Here is a 16681-nt window from a genome sequence, read left to right as displayed (position 1 = left end):
GTATTTTTGGGTCCGCCCGGGGGGGCGCGCCGACCCCGCCCATGTACACCCCTTGGGGGGGGTTGGCCCGGGGGGCCCGATCTGCGGGGGGGGGGGCCGGCGGGCTGATCGGCCGTCATGCCGCCCCGGGCCCGCGCGACCCACAGTGAGGCAGGGCGGCGCACGCGCACCGGAGCGCCGCCGGCCCCCCGAGGAAGAGCCATGGAAACAGCCGACCGTCATGACAGGAACAAGCCTGTTCAAAGTCGATATTGTGAGACCCGTCCTGTGCTCTCTTCGCGGGCGGATCGCACATGGCTCACCCCGGCTCCACGCGTCTCGGCAAGAGGCTCGACCCCAGACACGACACGCGGCACGACACGCGGCACGACACGAGGTACGACTCGGCGACCCGGCAGCTCGACAAGGCCGTCGCGCGTACCGCCGCGGGCGCGCGCGGGGCCGTCGGCCTGGTGTCGGTGGTCGCGGCCGGCCTCGGCGCGGTCCCGCCGGTCTCGGCCGCGTGGCTGGCGCCCGCGCTGGCGGCCGGCCTGGTGTGGACCGGGCTGTACCTGCGCCGGCTGCGCGCCGAGGAGCCGCTGCCGCACCGGCTGGTGGCCGGTGACGCGGCGACCACCGTGGCGGCCTGCCTGGCCCAGCGCCACCTGGTGCCCGTCCGGGCGTTCGACGCCGGGTCGAGCTGGATCGCGGGGCTGGTCACCATGACGATCGTCGTCATCGGGGTGACCTGGCGGCCCCGGATCGCCGTGCCGGCCGGGCTGGCCGTGGCGGGGGCGTACCTGGCGGGGGTGCGGCTCGCCGCGCCGTCCCAGGACGTCGCCGGCACGCTGGGCATCCACCTCGTCCAGCTCCTGGCGATCGTGATGCTGATGACGCTGCTGCGCCGCTCGGCCGCCTCCGCCGACGCCTTCCTGCGCGAGAGCGCGCGGGCCGAGATCGCCCTCATGGTCGAACGCCTGCGCCGCGAGGACGAGCTGCGCCAGGTCGCCAGCATCCACGAGACCGCCCTGCACACCCTGACCATGGTCGGCCTCGGCACCTACGACGAGCCGTCGCCCACCCTGCGCTCCCAGGTGGGCACCGACCTGGCCGCGCTGGAGAAGCTGCGCGACCGGCCACGTCCCGAGACCGCCCTCATCGCCCTCGACGCCCTGCTCGACGAGGTGGCCGGCCGCGTGCCCGGCCTGGACGTGCGCCGCCGCCTGATCCCGCAGACCGTCCCCGGCGACGTCGCCGAGCATTTCGCCCGCGCCGTCACCGAGGCCCTGGCCAACGTCGCGCTGCACGCCGGCGTGGCCGAGGCCGTGCTGGTCTCCAGCGGGCACGACGGCGAGATCCGGGTGGAGGTCGCCGACGCGGGCCACGGCTTCGACCAGGACCGCCTGCCGCCCGACCGGTTCGGCGTGCGCGGCTCGATCCTCGACACGATGAACGCGCTGCGCGGCGGCGGCGCCCGGATCTCCTCCGGCGACACCGGCACGCGGGTGAGCATGTGGTGGCGGCCGTGACCGACGACATCGAGCAGGTCGCCCAGCGCTACGCCCGCTACACCGCGCTCGGCGCGGCCGTCATCACCGGGTTCTGGCACACCGGCTACGACCTCACCGTCACCGTCACCGGCTGGGGCTCCTTCCGCTGGCCGCTGCTCGCCGCGGCCGCCTGGGTCGTCTACACGGTGGTCGGCGTGATCGCGGGCCTGGCGCTCGCGCGCACCTCGCGCGGCCCGGACCGCGTCCTCGGCCTGGCGGTCGCGGCGCTGGCCGCCGACGTCGCGGTGATCGTGGCCTGCCGCCCGCAGGACCTGCTCGGCATCAGCGACTGGGGATGGGGGTCGGTCGGCTGGCTGGGCGTCATGCTGGCCTGGAACCGGCCGCGCTGGCGGGCGGAGCTGGGCGCGTTCCTGGCCGTCAACGCCGCCGTCATGCTGGCCGCGATGGCCGTGGCCGGGGCGTTCGACCGGGTGTCGGTCGCCAAGTACCTGGTGGTCATCGTCGGCGGCGTCACCATGCAGCTCGGCTACACGGCCGGCTGCGCCCTGCTGCGCGCCCGCGCCGAGGACGCCGTGCTGCTGGCCCGCCGGCTCGCCGCCGACGACGCCTGGCGGGAGTCGGCCAGGAGCATCCACGCCGACCGCATCCGCAGGTACGCCGCCATCAGGGACGTGGCCGAGTCGCTGCTCCAGCAGCTCGCCGACGGCGCCGACCCCGGCGACCCGCGCGTGCGCGAGGACTGCACGGCCGGCGCCATGCGGCTGCGCCGCCTGATCACCGAGCGCGAGGACGTCCCGGACGCGCTGGTGGCCGCGCTGCGCGAGCGCATCGACGCGGCCGAGCGGCGTCAGGTGCTGGTGACCGCGCCGCCGTTCGGCGAGAACCTGCCCGCGCTGCCCGAGGGCGTGCGGGAGGATCTGCTCAGGGCGCCCGTGCTGGCGCTGGACGGCGCCCGCTCGCGGGCCAGGGTCACCGTGTCGGCGATGTCGGCCATGGTGAGCGTGGCCGTCGTCGCCGACAACGACGACCTGCCGGTCAGCCCCACGCCGGTGCGCGAGCCCAGCGGGGTCGTGGTCACCTACCAGCGCCAGGGAGGGGAGGTATGGGTCAACAGCATCTGGCAGCGCCCGTGACGGTCGCCCTGGTCGAGGACCACCAGGTGGTGGTGGACGGCGTGCGCTCCTGGTTCGGGCCGGGCAGCGGCGTCGAGCTGGTCGCCCAGGGGCCCACGATCGAGTCGGTCCGCGGCGTGGCCGCCGACGTGCTGCTGCTCGACCTCAACCTCAACGGCACGATGGTCGCCGACCGGGTGGGCGGCCTGTGCGCGGACGGCCAGCGGGTGATCGTCTTCTCCGAGCACGAGGAGCCCGAGATCGTCCGGGCGGTGCTCGACGCGGGCGCTTCGGCGTTCATCGGCAAGGGACGCGCCACCCGGGAGTCCTGCCTGGAGACGATCATGGAGGTGGCCGCCGACCGGCCGTCCGTGACGCTGCCCATGGCCCAGGCCATCGCCACGGACGAGGGCCCCCACCGCCCCCAGCTGTCGGACAAGGAGCGGGCGGCGCTGCTGTTCTGGTTCCAGTCGATGTCGAAGGCGTCGGTCGCGGCCCGCATGGGCATCAAGGAACGCACCGTGCGCCAGTACATCGACCGGGCCAGGGTCAAGTACGCGGCGGCCGGCCGGCCCGCGCCGACCAAGGAGAAGCTGCTCATCTGCGCCATCCAGGACGGCCTGATCCGCCCCGACGAGGTCGGCATCTACACCTCGCACGCCCGCCAGGGCCCGCCCACCTGACACGCGGGCTCCCTGCCCGGGCGCTGTACGATGTCGCTCCCCGCAACCCTGAGGAGGATCGTGGACCTGGCCGAGCTGGGCGAGGAGTTCGCCGCGTTCTGGCGGGAGCGGCACCTGTGCACGCTCGCCACCGCCCGCGACGGCGGCCCGCCGCACGTCGTGCCCGTCGGCGCGACCCTCGACCTGGACACCGCGACCGCCCGCGTGATCACCTCGGGCTCCTCCCGCAAGGCCCAGCTGATCGGCGCGGACGGCGCGGCGGTGTCGCTGTGCCAGGTCGACGGCCGCCGCTGGTCCACCCTGGAGGGACGGGCCGTGGTGCGCACCGAGCCCGAGCAGGTCGCCGACGCCGAACGCCGGTACACCGCCCGCTACAAGCCGCCCCGGCCCAACCCGTCCAGGGTGGTGCTGGAGATCCAGGTGACGCGCGTGATGGGCAACGTCTGATCACTGGCGGTTCGTCATGACTTCCGCACGCCCGAGCCGGATGCTAGCTTTCGCCCGTGGAGTCTGAGCACGACCGGCCGCCCGCGGCGTTACCCGAGGGCCCGGGCTGACGTGCTCCTCGACGCCGTCCACCTGCTCGCGGCCCTGGCCCTGATCCTGGCCAACGGCATCTTCGTCGCGGCCGAGTTCTCCCTCGTCACCGTCGAACGCGGCCAGGTCCGCCAGCTCGCCGAGGACGGCGACCGGGGCGCCCAGGGCGTCGAGGCCGCGGTGCAACGGCTGTCGTTCCACCTGTCGGGCGCCCAGCTCGGCATCACCGTCACCTCGCTGCTGCTCGGCGTCGTGGCCGAGCCCGCCATCGCCGACCTGCTCGACCCGCTGCTGGGCGGCGTCCCGGTGCTGCCGGTCGTGCTGGCGATCGCGCTGTCCACCGTGGCGCAGATGGTGCTGGGTGAGCTGGTGCCCAAGAACGCCGCCCTGTCCAGGCCGCTCGCGGTGGCCCGGCTGGCGACGCCGCCGCAGCGGGCGTTCTCGGCGGCGTGCGGGCCGCTGATCCGGCTGTGCAACGCGGTGGCCGACGCGATCGTCCGACGGCTCGGCGCCGAGCCGCAGGAGGAGCTGGCCTCCGCCCGCTCGCCCGAGGAGCTGGGCCTCCTGGTACGCCTGTCGGCCGAGGCCGGGGTGCTCCAGCCCGGCACCGCCGCCATGCTCCAGCGGGCCCTGCGCTTCGGCGGCAAGACCGCGGCCGAGGCCATGACCCCGCGTACGGACTGCGTGACCGTCCCCGGCACGACCAGCGTCGCCGACTTCCTCAAGCTGGCCAGGAGCCGCCGCCACCTGCGCATCCCGGTCTGCGGCGCGGAACGCGACGACATCCTCGGCATCGCCAGCGTCCCCGGCGCCTGCGCGGTGCCGCCGTCCGAACGCGACACTACCCCGGTGGCCGCGATCGCCCGGCCCGCCCTCCAGGTGCCCGAGACGCTGCGGCTGGAGGTCGTGCAGGAGCGCCTGGCCTCCGCCCGCGCCGAGATGGCCGTCGTGATCGACGAGTACGGCGGCCTGGCCGGCGTCGTCACCGTCGAGGACCTGGTGGAGGAGCTGATCGGCGACATCGCCGACGAGTACGACCTGCCCGAGGAGCAGTCCGACGAGCTCTCGCCCGTGCTGCTCGCGCCGGGCGCCTCCGTGAGCCTGCCGGCCCTGCTGCGCGCCGACGAGGTCGAGGAGCGCACCGGCTTCCGCATGCCGCAGGGCCCCTACGAGACGCTCGCCGGGCTGGTGCTGGCCGCGCTCGGCCGCATCCCGGACCCGGGCGACGAGGTCGCGGTGCGCGAGTGGGTCCTGCGGGTGGAGACCATGCGGGGACGCCGGATCGAGCAGGTCACGCTGACCGCGCCGGGCCGGGCGGGGGAGCGCCGGTGAGCCTCGCCCAAGGGCTGGTCATCGTGCTGCTGCTGGCCGTCAACGGCTTCTTCGTGGGCGCGGAGTTCGCGCTCATCTCCGCCCGCCGCACCCTGATCGAGCCGCGGGCGCGCGAGGGGTCGCGGCGGGCGCAGGCCGTGCTCGCCGCCATGAACGCCGTCCCGACCATGCTGGCGGCGGCGCAGCTCGGCGTGACGCTGGCCTCGCTGGTGCTCGGCGCGGCCGGGGAGCCGGTGGTGGCCGGGGCGGTCGGGCCGCTGCTGGCCGCCGTGGGGCTGCCCGGGCGGCTGGTCCATCCGGTCGCCTTCGCGCTGGCCCTGCTGCTGGTGGTGGCCGCGCACGTCATCATCGGCGAGATGGTGCCGAAGAACCTGGCGCTGTCGGCGCCCGACGTGGCCGCGCTGTGGCTGGTGCCGCCGCTGTTCGTGCTGGCCAGGGCGACCCGGCCGGTGCTGACGCTGGTCAAGGCCATGGCGGGGGTGGTGCTGCGGCTGCTGCGCGTCCCGTCCGCCGAGGAGGTCCGTACGGTCTACACCTCCGGGGAGCTGCCGGTGCTCATCGAGGAGTCGCGCCGCCACCGCCTGCTCCGCCAGGACGAACGCGACCGCCTGATCGCCACCCTCGCCCTGCACGCCCGCCCGGTCGGCTCGGTGATGGTGCCGATGAGCGAGGTCGTCAGCGTGCCCGAGACCATCGACAGCGCCGGCCTGCAACGGTACGCCGGCCGCCACGGCCACTCCCGCTTCCCCGTGCACGGCGCCGACCCCGCCGAACTGCGCGGCTACCTGCACGTCCTGGACGCGCTGAACGGTCACGGCGCCGCCGAGCCGCTGCCCGTGCGCGCCCTGCCGCAGGTGCCCGCCACCGCCACCCTGGCCCAGGTGCTGGCCGTCATGCGCGCCCGCCGCGCCCAGCTCGCCGCGGTCGCCGACGAGTCCGGACGGGTGCTCGGCGTCGTCACCCTGGACGACGTGCTCGGCGGGATCCTGACTGGCTGAGGCGGGGGTCCGTGCGAGATCATGGAGCAGGGCCGCGGGCCGTGGTGACCGCGACCGGGAACTCGCCGGAGGGCAACGCTCGTGACGTCGGTTTCGCTGATCGTGCCGTGCTACAACGCGGCCAGGACCCTGCGCCTGTGCCTGGAGTCGGTGCTGGCCCAGACTCGCCTGCCGGACGAGATCGTGGTCGTCGACGACGCCGGCTCCGACGGCTCGGCGGCCATCGCCGAGGAGCTGGGCTGCCGGGTCGTGCGCCTGCCCGCCAACCGCGGCGTGTCGGCGGCCAGGAACGCCGGCGTCGAGCACACGACCGGCGAGCTGATCTTCTTCCTGGACAGCGACGTGGCGCTGCGGCCCGACGCGGTCGCCAATGCCGTCGCGATCCTGGAGGCCGATCCGGGCGTCGGCTGCGTGCACGGCGTCTACGACACCGAGCCGCTGATCGACGACGGCCCGGTCGAGTGGTACCGGCTGCTGCACCAGGTCCACTGGCGGCGCCGGCACCTGGGCGAGGTCAACAGCGTCGTGTTCGCCCTGGCCGCCATCCGCCGCGAGGCGCTGACCCGGGCCGGCCGGCTAGACGAGAGCCTGCGCGACTGCGAGGACGTCGAGTACAGCAGCCGCCTGGCCGTCCACACCCGGATCGTGCTGACCGACGCCGTGGCCGGCCGGCACGACGAGGGCCACCGGTTCCTGCCCGTGCTGTCGGAGCAGTGGCGGCGGGCGCTGCCGCTGATCCCGCTCGCGCTGGCCACGGCCAGGCGGGGCGCGGCCAAGCCGGAGAACGCCAACAGCCGGGCCGGGATCCTCGCCTGCGCGCTGGCGCTGGCCTGCCTGCCGCTCGGCCTGTTCGCGCCGGCGCTGTTCGCGGCGCCCGTCGTGCTGGTCGGGTGGTTCGTGGTGGCCGATCCGGAGCTGCTGCGGTTCGTCCACCGGGAGCGCGGCCCGGCCTTCACCGCCTACTTCATGGCCGTGCACCTGGCCGTGCACGTGGTGCTGGTCACCGGGCTGGCCGTCGGCTCCCTGCGCCTCCTGCGGAGCGGCCCGGCCTGACCCCTCAGGAGGCGGGCGGCTTGAGCGCCGCCCGGTAGACCGCGGTCGTCGCCGCCGCCGCGCGCTCCCAGCTCAGGCTTTCGCGGACGAACCGCTCGCCGCGCTCGCCCAGCGACCGCCGCAGCGCCTCGTCCGACATGACGTCGATGATCCCGCGCGCGATGTCGGCCGGCTCGGCGGCCCGGACGAACCGTGCCGCGGGCCGCGCCGGGTCGTCCCCGAGGAAGATCCGGGAGAAGCCGTCGCCGAGGACCGTCGCCCGTCCCAGTGCCATCGCCTCGGTCGCGACCAGCCCGAACGGCTCGAACAGCGAGGGGAACACGCAGGCGTCGGCCAGCTCGTAGTACTCCAGCAGCTCCCGGCCGGTGACGAACCGGCCCGAGGTGAGCACCCGCCCGCGCAGCCCGGTCGCGCCCACGATGCGCCGGACGCCCACCTCGTCCCCCTCGCCGACGATCAGCAGCCGCAGCCCCGGCACGGCGGCCGACGCCGTACGCATCGCCTCCAGCAGCTGGTAGACGCCCTTCTGGCGTTCGATCCTGCCGACGAACAGCAGCACCTTGTCCCGCTCCGACAACCCCAGCCGCCGCCGCAGCGCCGCCGCGCCCCCCCGCAGCGCGTCCCGGTCGAAGGCCGGATCGGCGACGACCCGCTCGTACGTGCCGCCGAGCGGCACCACGTCGATGGGCGTACGCCGCCACCCCGCGGCGAGAAGCTGCTCGCGCACCTCGGGCGTGGCCACCACCACCCGTCGCGAGATCCGGGCCAGGTGGCGTTCCAGCGCCGCGAACAGGTTCAGCGGGTCGCGGATGCTGCGCTGCGCCGCCACCCCGTACTCGGTGGTGTGCACGTGCAGGACCACCGGCAGCCGCAGCAGGTGGTGGCAGAGCAGGGCGGCCAGGAAGTTCGTCGAGTCGTGCACGGCGACCAGGTCCGGCCGCCCGCCGCGGCGCAGCCGCCGCACGTACCGCCAGTCGCTGACCACGACCTGCGCGGCCAGCAGCAGGAACTCGGCGCGGCGGGTGCGGTTGAGCCGCCGCCCGCGCGCGCCGGGCAGCCGGACGCGCGGCCGGTGCACGGTGACGCCGTCCACGCGCTCGTCCACGGGCAGGCCGCCGACGTTGAGCGTGTGGACGGTGAGCTCGTGGTCGCGGGCGAGCCAGGGGGTGATCAGCTCGACGTAGCGGCCGAGCCCCGCCGTGACGTTGGGCGGGAACTGGTTGACGACGCAGGCGATTCTCATGACGGGTCCTTGAGGTAGACGCGCGCGGCCGTCACGGCCACGACGGCCAGCAGGAGGAGGTTGACCAGCGCGAACCCGGCCAGGCCCCCGGCCACCCCGTGCCACCGGACGCACCAGGCCGGCACGGCCAGCGCGACCGGCGAGCTCGCCAGCAGGCAGCCGATCAGCACCCGGGCGCCGCGCACCCCGTCCATGGACAGCGCCACCGCGTACAGGTTGAACGCCGTGTGCGCCCCGATGCCCAGCGACGACAGCGTCATCAGCCCGGTCGCGTACGGGTACTCGCCGCCCATCAGCAGGAAGAACACCGTGCTCGCGGCGAAGGAGAAGACCGCCGTCACCCCCGCCACGGCCGGGACCAGCCGGGCGATCCGCCGCATCAGCACCGGTTTGTCGGCGGTCGCCATCCTGGGCAGCAGCACCAGCAGCACGCCGTCGGTGAACACCACGCCGAGCAGCCGCTTGGGGAAGCCGTTGTAGACCGCGTACACGCCGACGTCGGCCGGGGCCGCCCAGTGGTTGAGGTAGAGCACGTCCACGCCGAACAGCAGGCCGGTCAGCGCGGCGACGGCCGTCACGTACGCGCCGTGCCGGTAGAGCGAGCGGGCCAGCCGCGCCGAGAACGCCCGCGGCCGCACCCCGGCCGTCGCCGTCGCCGCCACCGCGAACGCCGCGTTCGTCGCGATCAGCGCGACCAGGTACGGCCCGGCGTCCCTGATCCCCAGCACCAGCAGGCAGAAGCAGGCGGCGCCCAGGTAGGCGACCGCGACCGCCAGCTTGAGCCGGGCCACCAGCGCGAACCGGCCGAGCCCGCGCAGGAACCCGTCCGCGAGCTGGTTGACCGTCATCGACACCGCCAGCGCCAGCCCGTAGGCCAGCGCCGGGACGTCCACGTTCAGCGCGGGCGTGAGCAGCGGGGCGGCCAGCAGGCCCAGCGCGGCCAGCCCGGCGCTCATCGCCAGCGTCGCCGCCAGCGCCGTCGTGACCAGCGCCGGACGCTCGCCCGGCGCGGCCCGCGGCAGCTCCTGGAGCACGACGTAGTGCAGGCTCGTCAGCATGACCACGGTGACGATCAGCGCGATCGACAACACCACCGTGAACCGGCCGAACGCGCTCGCCCCCGCGCCGCGCGCGACGACCAGCGTGGTGGCCGCCGCGATGCCGCTGGCCGCCGTGCTCACCAGCGTCGGGCCCGCCGCCCACCGGTGCCCCCGGACCAGGCCCGCCGCGCGGCCCCTCAGCCCGTGCACCGCGCGTACGCCCGCCGGGCGAACTCCAGGTCGTCGGCCGTGTTGACGCCGCGCGCCTCGGCCGGGTCGGTCACCGGCACGACCGTCACCGGCCATCCCTCGGTCCGCGACAGATGCGCCAGGAACGGCAGGAAGTTCACCTCGCCGGTGGCCGCGCCGCGCGCCGCGCCCGCCGCGTACCGCTCCCACGCCTCCCGCAGGCCCGCGGTGGCCAGGCAGAACACCCCGATGTCGCTGAGCCCGCCCGGCCGGCACGCCTCGCCCTCGCGCGACTGCCGCACCCGGACGAGCTCGCCCCCGGCCAGCTCGTACTCCACGTACGGGTCCTCCATCGGCACCAGCGGCAGCGTCAGCCCCTCGCCCGGATGGGCGGCGACGACCCGGCGCACGGTCCGCGCCGACAGGTTCGCCTGGTCGCCCCAGACCACCAGGATCGTCTCGTAGCCGGCCCAGTGCCCGGCCGCGCCGAAGATCGCCGCACCCATCCCGGTCGGCCGCTCCTGAACGCTCACCGACACCCCGGGCGTCCCCGCCACCAGCTCGCCGAACGGGCCCGCGCCCGCCGGGGACACCACGACGTGCACGTGCCCGGTGACCGGGCGCAGCCGCCGGTGCAGCACGTCCCACACGGTGACGCCGTCGGCGAGGCCGATCATGATCTTCGGGAGGTCGTGGCCGAGCCGCGTCCCGCGTCCGGCGGCCGGGATCACCGCGCACACCCGCCGTTCACCCATGTCGCCGATCACCTCTCCAGCAGGGACACGATGTGGTCCAGGTCGGGGGCCGCGACCGCGCCGGGCGCGGGCTCGGCGGTGTGCACGTGCAGCGTCGCCAGCCCGGCGCCGACGGCCGAGGCCACGCCGTGCGCGCAGTCCTCCAGCGCGACGGCCGCGGCCGGCCGCACGCCCCAGCGGCGGCAGGCCGCGGCGTAGAACCCCGGGTCGGGCTTGCTCACCGGCACGTCGTCGGCGGTCAGCACGTCGCGCACCGGCAGCGGGCACGCGGCCAGCACCCGCTCCACCGAGGCCCGGCTGCCGCCCGTGACCAGGTAGGCGGCCCGGCCCGCCGCGTTCAGCGCGGCCAGCAGGCGGCGCGCGCCGGGGAACGGCCGCACCAGGCCCGCCTCGACGTAGCCGCGGTAGAGCCGCTGCTTGTGCCGCGCCAGCCGGTCGGCCGCCGCCGGGTCGCCGGTCAGTCGGGCGGCCACCGCGGCGGTGCTCGCGCCCGCGTGGTCGGCGTAGCGGAAGGTCTCCAGCGCGCCGGGCGCGTGCTCGGCCAGGGCGTGGCGGAAGGCGGCCTCGTGCGCCGGGGCCGAGTCCACCAGCGTGCCGTCGAGGTCGCACAGCCAGACCGTCCAGGGCAGCATCCGGCTCACCCGGCCCGCGCCAGCGGCGCCTCGCCGAGCACCGCGAGCAGCGCCTCGGCCGTACGCGGGCCGCGGTGGGCGCCCGGTCTGGCCGGGTCCTCCAGGTCGGCGCTGATCCAGCGCGCCCCCGCCCACGAACCCCGGTCCAGCACGCGGGCCGGCACGGCGGGAGCGCCCGCGCCCCGGCCGCTGAGCACGTGCGTGATCGTGGCCCGCTCGTTGCCCGGGTCGCCCAGGTAGGCCAGCGTGCGGTCCACCAGGTCGGTGGCCGTCAGCCCCTGGACGTCGTGGTCGCCGCCGACGTTCACGACGAACACCCTGGCCGCGGCCCCGCTCCCGGCCCCGCTCCTGGCCCCGCTCCCGGCCCCGCTCCCGGACAGGGCCTCGGCCAGGCCCGGGGTCAGGTAGCTGGGCAGCAGCGAGGAGTGGGGGGTGCCGGGGCCGTACACGATCAGGTCGGCCTCGGCCAGGGCCCGCAGCGCCTCGGGGTTCGGCGTGACCGTGGCGGACCGGCGGGTCAGCAGCTCGCGCACCCGCTCGGCCGGGCGGCCCGCCAGCGCGGCGCGGTCGGCCGCCGACAGCGGCTCGCGCAGCAGGAACAGGCCGGTGATGGCCACGCCGTCCTGCGGCGCGACGATGTCGGCCTCGTCGGCCAGCACCCGGCCGTCCTGCTTGAGCGCGATGAGGAACGCGTTCTCGCCGCCGGTCACGTTCAGCAGCCGCACCGGCGAGCCGAACGTGCGCGCGCACGCCCGTACGGCCGCGTTGAAGTCCTCGCCCAGCCGCAGGTAGGCCCCGGCGAACACCAGGTTGCCCAGCGCGCAGTCGGCCAGGTCGAGCCCGCCGGGCCGGGCGGCCAGACGGTCCGCGACGACCCGCAGCTCCCGCGCCGCCGCCGCCGGGCCGGTCGCGGCGACGTCGCCGATCAGCGCGTCCAGGTCGGCCGGGGTGGCGCCGGGCGGGAGCCGGCGTTCCAGCAGCGTGTGGCGCGGATCGCCGGGGTCCAGGTGCAGCAGCAGGTTCTTGCGGAAGTCGGACGGGCCCAGCATGCCCGGCAGCCAGCGGCGCAGCGCGCCCGTGGACAGCCCGTTGTCGTACCCGTTGACCAGCAGCGACAGGCTCGTCCCCGGGGTGCGCAGCAGCGCGCGGGCGATGCCGGCGCCACCGCGCCCGCCGCCGAACAGGGCCACCGACACCGGGCTCGACACGGTGCTCGACACGGTGCTCGTCATGGTGCTCATCGCACCTCCTCCAGCGGGGAGCGGCCCAGCGGGAACGGCGCGAGCGGCGCCCGCAGCACGCCCCGGCGCAGCAACCAGCGGCGCAGCCCGAGGTAGCCGACGAACAGCGCCCGGTCGCGCGCCCCGCGCCAGAACCGCCAGCCCCGGCTGCCGCCGCCCCGCTCGCGGTGCTCGATCGGCAGCTCCTCCCACACGTGCCCCAGCTCGGCCACGCGGGCGGTGATCTCGGTGGAGCAGTTCATCCCCGCCGACTCCAGCGGCAGCGCCCTGAACAGCGGGCCGCGCACCACCTTGAAGATCGAGTTGAAGTCGCGGTAGCGGGTGCGGTGCAGCAGGTTGCTGACCGCGCCGCTGGCCGCCGACCCCCACCGGTACGGCAGGCTGTCGGCCTTCCTGACCCGCGCCCCCGAGAAGGCGGGCCCGCCGCCGTCCCGGATGCGCTCCAGGAACGCGTCGAGGTTGGCGATCGGGAACTGGCCGTCGGAGTCGAGCAGCACCACCCAGTCCAGCCGGGTGCGCGCGACGGCCGCGGCGATGGCGGCCCCCGCGCCCCGGTTGCGCGCGAAGGTGACGACGACGAGCTGCGGGCAGTCCTCCCGCAGCTCGCGCAGGATCCGCCCGGTCGCGTCGGAGCTGCCGTCGTCGCACACGACGATCTCCCACCTGGCCACCCCCGGGTGGCGCTCCAGGTAGTCCCGCCATTCCGTCACCGCCGCCGCGATGTTGTCCGCCTCGTTGTACGCGGGTGCCGCCACGGAGACGTCGACGGCCGGCCTGTTCGGCAAGGGGTCACCTCCTCCGGGTGGCGTCCGGGTCGGCGCCGGCCCCGGTCAGGCGCCCGATCCAGCGGTCCAGGGGCAGCAGGTTGATCCCGGCGAGGACCGGGACGTGCGCCAGCGTGAACACGACCGCCCCCCAGAACGGGATCGGCCCGCCGGTGAACAGGTTGATGTGCGGGGCGTCGATCCGGTCGGGGATCTCGACCGGGTTGACCACCTGCCACATCACGTCGAGAAAGCCCGAGAACACGATCAGCACCCCGCTCGCCATGATCTTCAGGCAGCGGCCCGGCGAGCCGCCCCCGATCCGGTACGCGGCCGCGACCGTCAGCACGATCCCCGGGTAGAGCAGCAGGTACAGGTGCGTGTAGAAGTCGTCGCCCTGGGCCCGCGCGCCGTCGCCGTAGTAGAACCAGCTGATCCTCGGGATGAGGTAGCCGGTCAGGAACACGAACGGCGCGTACAGCAGCCAGTGCAGGCGCGGCGACACCCAGGGGAAGAACGCGATCGCGCAGCACAGGCAGGCGAAGGCGAGCAACTTGGCGGCGAGCTGCCAGGCGGCGTCGATCTCGCGGGCGTGCGGGGTGGCCAGCCAGACGAAGGCGAAGCCGGTCGCGCCGACGGCCAGGGCGATCCACCAGATGTGGGCGGCCCAGGGGCGCGGGGCGTCGAGCAGGGGGTCGGGATGGTTCACTACCGGTCCTCGTGGGCGTCATCGAAGGGTCACGGGAGCGCTCCCAACGCAGTATGTCACCTGTCCCGGCGGCGGCCACCGCAATATCGGATAACGGACCCACCGGAACTTGCGGGCATGCTGACTAACAGTAGTGTCCGCCTGAAAGTCCAGCTCAGAGCTCATGGCGCGGCTGGTGGAACGATGCAGGAGAAGAGTGACCGCAAATGGCCTGCCTGCGATGTCAAGACCCGGCGTGGAGTCGGGAAGTAAGACGTTCCGTCTGTCGCTTTTCGTGTGAAAGTTTGACCATCTTCACATAAGGCCAGCTCGGCAGGCGTTTCGGTTTCTTGGGAGCGCTCCCGCGACTTCTCATCTTTCAGGCCCGTAAGCCCTGTTTCGGGCGGGCCCAAACCGCCGTCAGCCGACCACGCCCTCCGCGCGCAGGCCGGCCACCTGCGCCGGGGACATGGACAGAAGCTCGCCCAGCACCTCGTCGGTGTGCTCGCCCAGCTCCGGCGCGGGCGACGGCGGGGCCTGGCGGCCGTCCAGGAGCAGGGGGCCGCCCGGGGCCAGGTGCGGGCCGACGCCCGGCTGGTCGAGCGGGGCCATCAGCGGCTCGGCGCGCAGCGCCGCCGCCCCGCCGGCGGCCAGCTCCTCCAGCGTCCGGTACCGCGACCAGAGCACCGACGTGCCCCTCAGCCCCTCCTCGGCCTCGGCCGCCGTACGCGCGGCGAACCACGGCGCGAGCAGCCCGCCCAGCGCCTCCCGGTGGGCGTAGCGGTCGGACTCGGAGCGGAAGTCGGCGGGCAGCGCCTCCTCCAGCGCCGACACCACGCGCGACAGCCCGGTGGCGGCGACCAGGTCGCGCCAGTGGCGTTCGGTGAGCACCAGGACCATGAGCCGCCGCCCGTCGGCGGTGGCGAAGTCGCGGCCGAAGTCGCCGTAGAGGTCGTTGCCGATGCGCGGCCGGCCGGCGCCGCGGAGCTGGGCCTCGGCCAGGAAGCCCAGGTTGCCCATGGTCGCCAGGGCGACGTCGTGCAGGGCCACGTCGAGGCGGCGTCCCCGGCCGGTCGCGGCCCGGTGGCGGTCGGCCGCGAGCAGGCCCACGGCCAGGTACAGGCCGCAGGCGACGTCCCAGGCCGGCAGCACGTGGTTCACCGGGCCGTCGTGGCCTGCGGGGCCGGTCGCGTACGGCAGGCCGAGCCCGGCGTTGACCGTGTAGTCCACGGCGGGACGGCCGTCGCGGTGACCGAGCAGCCGCGCGTACACCAGATCGGGACGGCGCCCGGCCAGCTCCTCGTACGACAGCCCGGCCCGGGGCGGCGCGTTGGTGAGCACCGTGCCCGCCGCGACGGCCAGGTCGGCCACCAGCGCGCGCCCCCGGGCCGAACGCAGGTCGACGGTGACCGAGCGCTTGCCCTTGTTCAGCCCAGCCCAGTAGAGGCTGCGGCCGGAGGGCGCGAGCGGCCAGCGCCGCGCGTCGGGCCCGCCGCCGACCGGATCGACCCGGACGACCTCCGCCCCGAGCTGGGCCAGCGTCATCCCGCCGAGCGGCGCGGCGACGAAGCTGGACAGCTCCACGATCCGCATCCCGGCCAGCGGTGCGACAGGCTCCTCCGCCACGGCCACCTCCATGTCGATCCGCCGATCCTACGCGCGGACGGCGGCCTGATGATCTAGTCCGGAAGTTCTGGTAACAAACATTTCCCGAAATAACCGGTCTGCCCCATTGTCATTAACTGGAATTGTTGGAACATATGGTCTGAGTCACGAGTGAAGTCCAAAGATCGCCTACCGCAAGAGGGTGGCGGCGAGGGGAAAGGGGCAACGCTCATGCGCCAGCGTGCTGTCCGTAACTTGGCCAGGCTTGGCACGGCGCACGCCAGGATCACGCGGATACTTGACGCCGCCGCCGGTGGGAAGAACAACTTCCTCGCCGACAGAGACCTGGTGCGCCATTTCGATCAAGTAACTCCCGTCGCCACCACCGCGGCCCGTGCCGTTCTTGAATACCTGTCGCGGGTGATCCGTCATTTGGCCGCTGTCGAAGGCGTGGACCAATTCATGATCGTGGGGAGCGGGGTGCCGAACGGCCCTTCGGGCGGCAGCCGCCTGCACGAGGTGGCCCGCCTGACCTCACCCGGCCCGGACGTCCGCGTCGTGTACGTCGAGAGCGACCCGATGGCCCTGACGCTGGCCCAGGCCACCATCGAGCCCTTCTGCGACCTGGTGCGCGTGGTCGACGGCGACGTGCGGGAGATGGACGAGATGCTCGGCGACCCGGTGGTGCAGACGTTCCTCGACTGGGACCGGCCGATCGCCGTGCTGCTGCTGTCGGCCCACAGCCTTGACGACGAGTGCGCCCGTACCGTCGTCAAGCGGCTGCGGCACGCCGTCCCCGAGGGCAGCTTCCTCGGGCTGCTGCACATCACCTTCGACGGCGTGCCGGGGGAGCTGGCCCCGGCCGTGCGGGGCATGCTGGCCATGACGTTGCCCGGCCTGAACGTGCGCACCCGCGCCGAGGTCGCGGACCTGCTGGACGGTCTCGACCTGCTGGAACCGGGGCTGGTGTGGGTGCCCGAGTGGCGTCCCGCCGACGGCGACCTGGCCTGCGCGGACGCCCCCGCCTCGTCCGGCAACTACGGAGCCGTGGCCCGCATCCCCTGACCTTCCACCGCACGGCCCCGCGGCCTCCTGGCCACCCGCCGCGAACGATGACGCGGCCCTGCGGACGACGGCGCCGCGCTGTTCTACCGCCACCTCCGGCGGATCCACCTCAACGTCCCCGCGCCGGCTCGGCCCGCAGGCCGCCGACGACATCGTGGCGGAGACGTTCCCGGCCGCCTTCCGCCGCCGCGGCTCCTGCGATCCCGCCGCCCGCCTGCAGCTCGCATCCGCCCGGCGGCGCAAACACGCTGATC

The 16681-nt window shown here is 74.7% G+C and carries 16 protein-coding genes; 8 read left to right on the top strand and 8 right to left on the bottom strand.

All coding sequences use genetic code 11. The features are described from left to right. Window positions 1–293: 293 nt before the first annotated feature. From ACIBK9_RS14820 to ACIBK9_RS14790, 7 genes are all read left to right on the top strand, one after another. Entirely contained in the window at window positions 294–1508 is a 1215-nt protein-coding gene (locus ACIBK9_RS14820; protein WP_397158369.1) for a sensor histidine kinase, read from the top strand. After that, window positions 1505–2623, top strand: coding sequence for a hypothetical protein (locus ACIBK9_RS14815; protein WP_397158367.1), 1119 nt, complete (start codon window positions 1505–1507; stop codon window positions 2621–2623). The genes ACIBK9_RS14820 and ACIBK9_RS14815 overlap by 4 nt, the downstream gene beginning before the upstream one ends. Further along, the gene (locus tag ACIBK9_RS14810; RefSeq protein WP_397158366.1) at window positions 2593–3285 is read left to right on the top strand and encodes a DNA-binding response regulator; all 693 of its coding nucleotides are present in this window, start codon (window positions 2593–2595) and stop codon (window positions 3283–3285) included. The genes ACIBK9_RS14815 and ACIBK9_RS14810 overlap by 31 nt, the downstream gene beginning before the upstream one ends. Window positions 3286–3345: 60 nt before the next feature. Continuing rightward, the gene (locus ACIBK9_RS14805) at window positions 3346–3732 is read left to right on the top strand and encodes a pyridoxamine 5'-phosphate oxidase family protein (RefSeq protein ID WP_397158364.1); all 387 of its coding nucleotides are present in this window, start codon (window positions 3346–3348) and stop codon (window positions 3730–3732) included. Between the two features lie 111 nt (window positions 3733–3843). After that, the gene (locus tag ACIBK9_RS14800; protein ID WP_397158362.1) at window positions 3844–5154 is read left to right on the top strand and encodes a hemolysin family protein; all 1311 of its coding nucleotides are present in this window, start codon (window positions 3844–3846) and stop codon (window positions 5152–5154) included. Further along, window positions 5151–6152: a hemolysin family protein gene (locus ACIBK9_RS14795; RefSeq protein ID WP_397158361.1), complete on the top strand. Its 1002-nt coding sequence runs from the start codon at window positions 5151–5153 to the stop codon at window positions 6150–6152. The genes ACIBK9_RS14800 and ACIBK9_RS14795 overlap by 4 nt, the downstream gene beginning before the upstream one ends. An 81-nt stretch (window positions 6153–6233) precedes the next feature. Next, window positions 6234–7205 (top strand): glycosyltransferase family 2 protein, encoded by a 972-nt coding sequence (locus tag ACIBK9_RS14790; protein ID WP_397158359.1) that lies wholly within the window; start codon window positions 6234–6236, stop codon window positions 7203–7205. Window positions 7206–7209: 4 nt separating this feature from the next. Here the strand turns inward: ACIBK9_RS14790 and ACIBK9_RS14785 are convergent, their stop codons facing one another. The 8 genes from ACIBK9_RS14785 to ACIBK9_RS14750 all read right to left on the bottom strand — a co-directional run bounded on the left by ACIBK9_RS14785 (window position 7210) and on the right by ACIBK9_RS14750 (window position 15383). Then, complete coding sequence (locus ACIBK9_RS14785) at window positions 7210–8448, bottom strand: glycosyltransferase family 4 protein (RefSeq protein ID WP_397158357.1); 1239 nt, start codon at window positions 8446–8448, stop codon at window positions 7210–7212. Next, window positions 8445–9698 carry a lipopolysaccharide biosynthesis protein gene (locus ACIBK9_RS14780; protein WP_397158355.1) on the bottom strand — a complete coding sequence of 418 codons (1254 nt, stop codon included), beginning with the start codon at window positions 9696–9698 and terminating at the stop codon, window positions 8445–8447. The genes ACIBK9_RS14785 and ACIBK9_RS14780 overlap by 4 nt, the downstream gene beginning before the upstream one ends. Then, window positions 9686–10432 (bottom strand): NTP transferase domain-containing protein, encoded by a 747-nt coding sequence (locus ACIBK9_RS14775; protein WP_397158353.1) that lies wholly within the window; start codon window positions 10430–10432, stop codon window positions 9686–9688. The genes ACIBK9_RS14780 and ACIBK9_RS14775 overlap by 13 nt, the downstream gene beginning before the upstream one ends. An 8-nt stretch (window positions 10433–10440) precedes the next feature. Beyond that, window positions 10441–11064, bottom strand: coding sequence for an HAD family hydrolase (locus tag ACIBK9_RS14770; protein ID WP_397158351.1), 624 nt, complete (start codon window positions 11062–11064; stop codon window positions 10441–10443). Between the two features lie 5 nt (window positions 11065–11069). Next, window positions 11070–12305 carry a 2-phospho-L-lactate transferase CofD family protein gene (locus tag ACIBK9_RS14765; RefSeq protein WP_397158349.1) on the bottom strand — a complete coding sequence of 412 codons (1236 nt, stop codon included), beginning with the start codon at window positions 12303–12305 and terminating at the stop codon, window positions 11070–11072. Further along, on the bottom strand, window positions 12302–13090 hold the full coding sequence (locus tag ACIBK9_RS14760; RefSeq protein WP_397158347.1) for a glycosyltransferase family 2 protein: 789 nt from the start codon (window positions 13088–13090) through the stop codon (window positions 12302–12304). Before ACIBK9_RS14760 ends, ACIBK9_RS14765 begins: the two co-directional genes overlap by 4 nt. 4 nt (window positions 13091–13094) lie before the next feature. Beyond that, a complete protein-coding gene (locus ACIBK9_RS14755; RefSeq protein WP_397158345.1) occupies window positions 13095–13778 on the bottom strand; it encodes a hypothetical protein in 684 nt (227 codons plus the stop codon). A gap of 399 nt (window positions 13779–14177) precedes the next feature. Beyond that, window positions 14178–15383: a CoA transferase gene (locus ACIBK9_RS14750; protein WP_397158343.1), complete on the bottom strand. Its 1206-nt coding sequence runs from the start codon at window positions 15381–15383 to the stop codon at window positions 14178–14180. Window positions 15384–15593: 210 nt separating this feature from the next. Between ACIBK9_RS14750 and ACIBK9_RS14745 the strand changes: the two genes are divergently transcribed. Continuing rightward, a complete protein-coding gene (locus ACIBK9_RS14745) occupies window positions 15594–16427 on the top strand; it encodes an SAM-dependent methyltransferase (RefSeq protein WP_397158341.1) in 834 nt (277 codons plus the stop codon). The last annotated feature ends 254 nt before the right edge of the window (window positions 16428–16681 follow it).

Origin of the sequence: Nonomuraea sp. NPDC050227 (assembly GCF_044459705.1) — a bacterium.
In the GTDB taxonomy this organism is placed as follows: domain Bacteria; phylum Actinomycetota; class Actinomycetes; order Streptosporangiales; family Streptosporangiaceae; genus Nonomuraea.
This window is presented reverse-complemented; position numbering and strand designations above follow the sequence as displayed.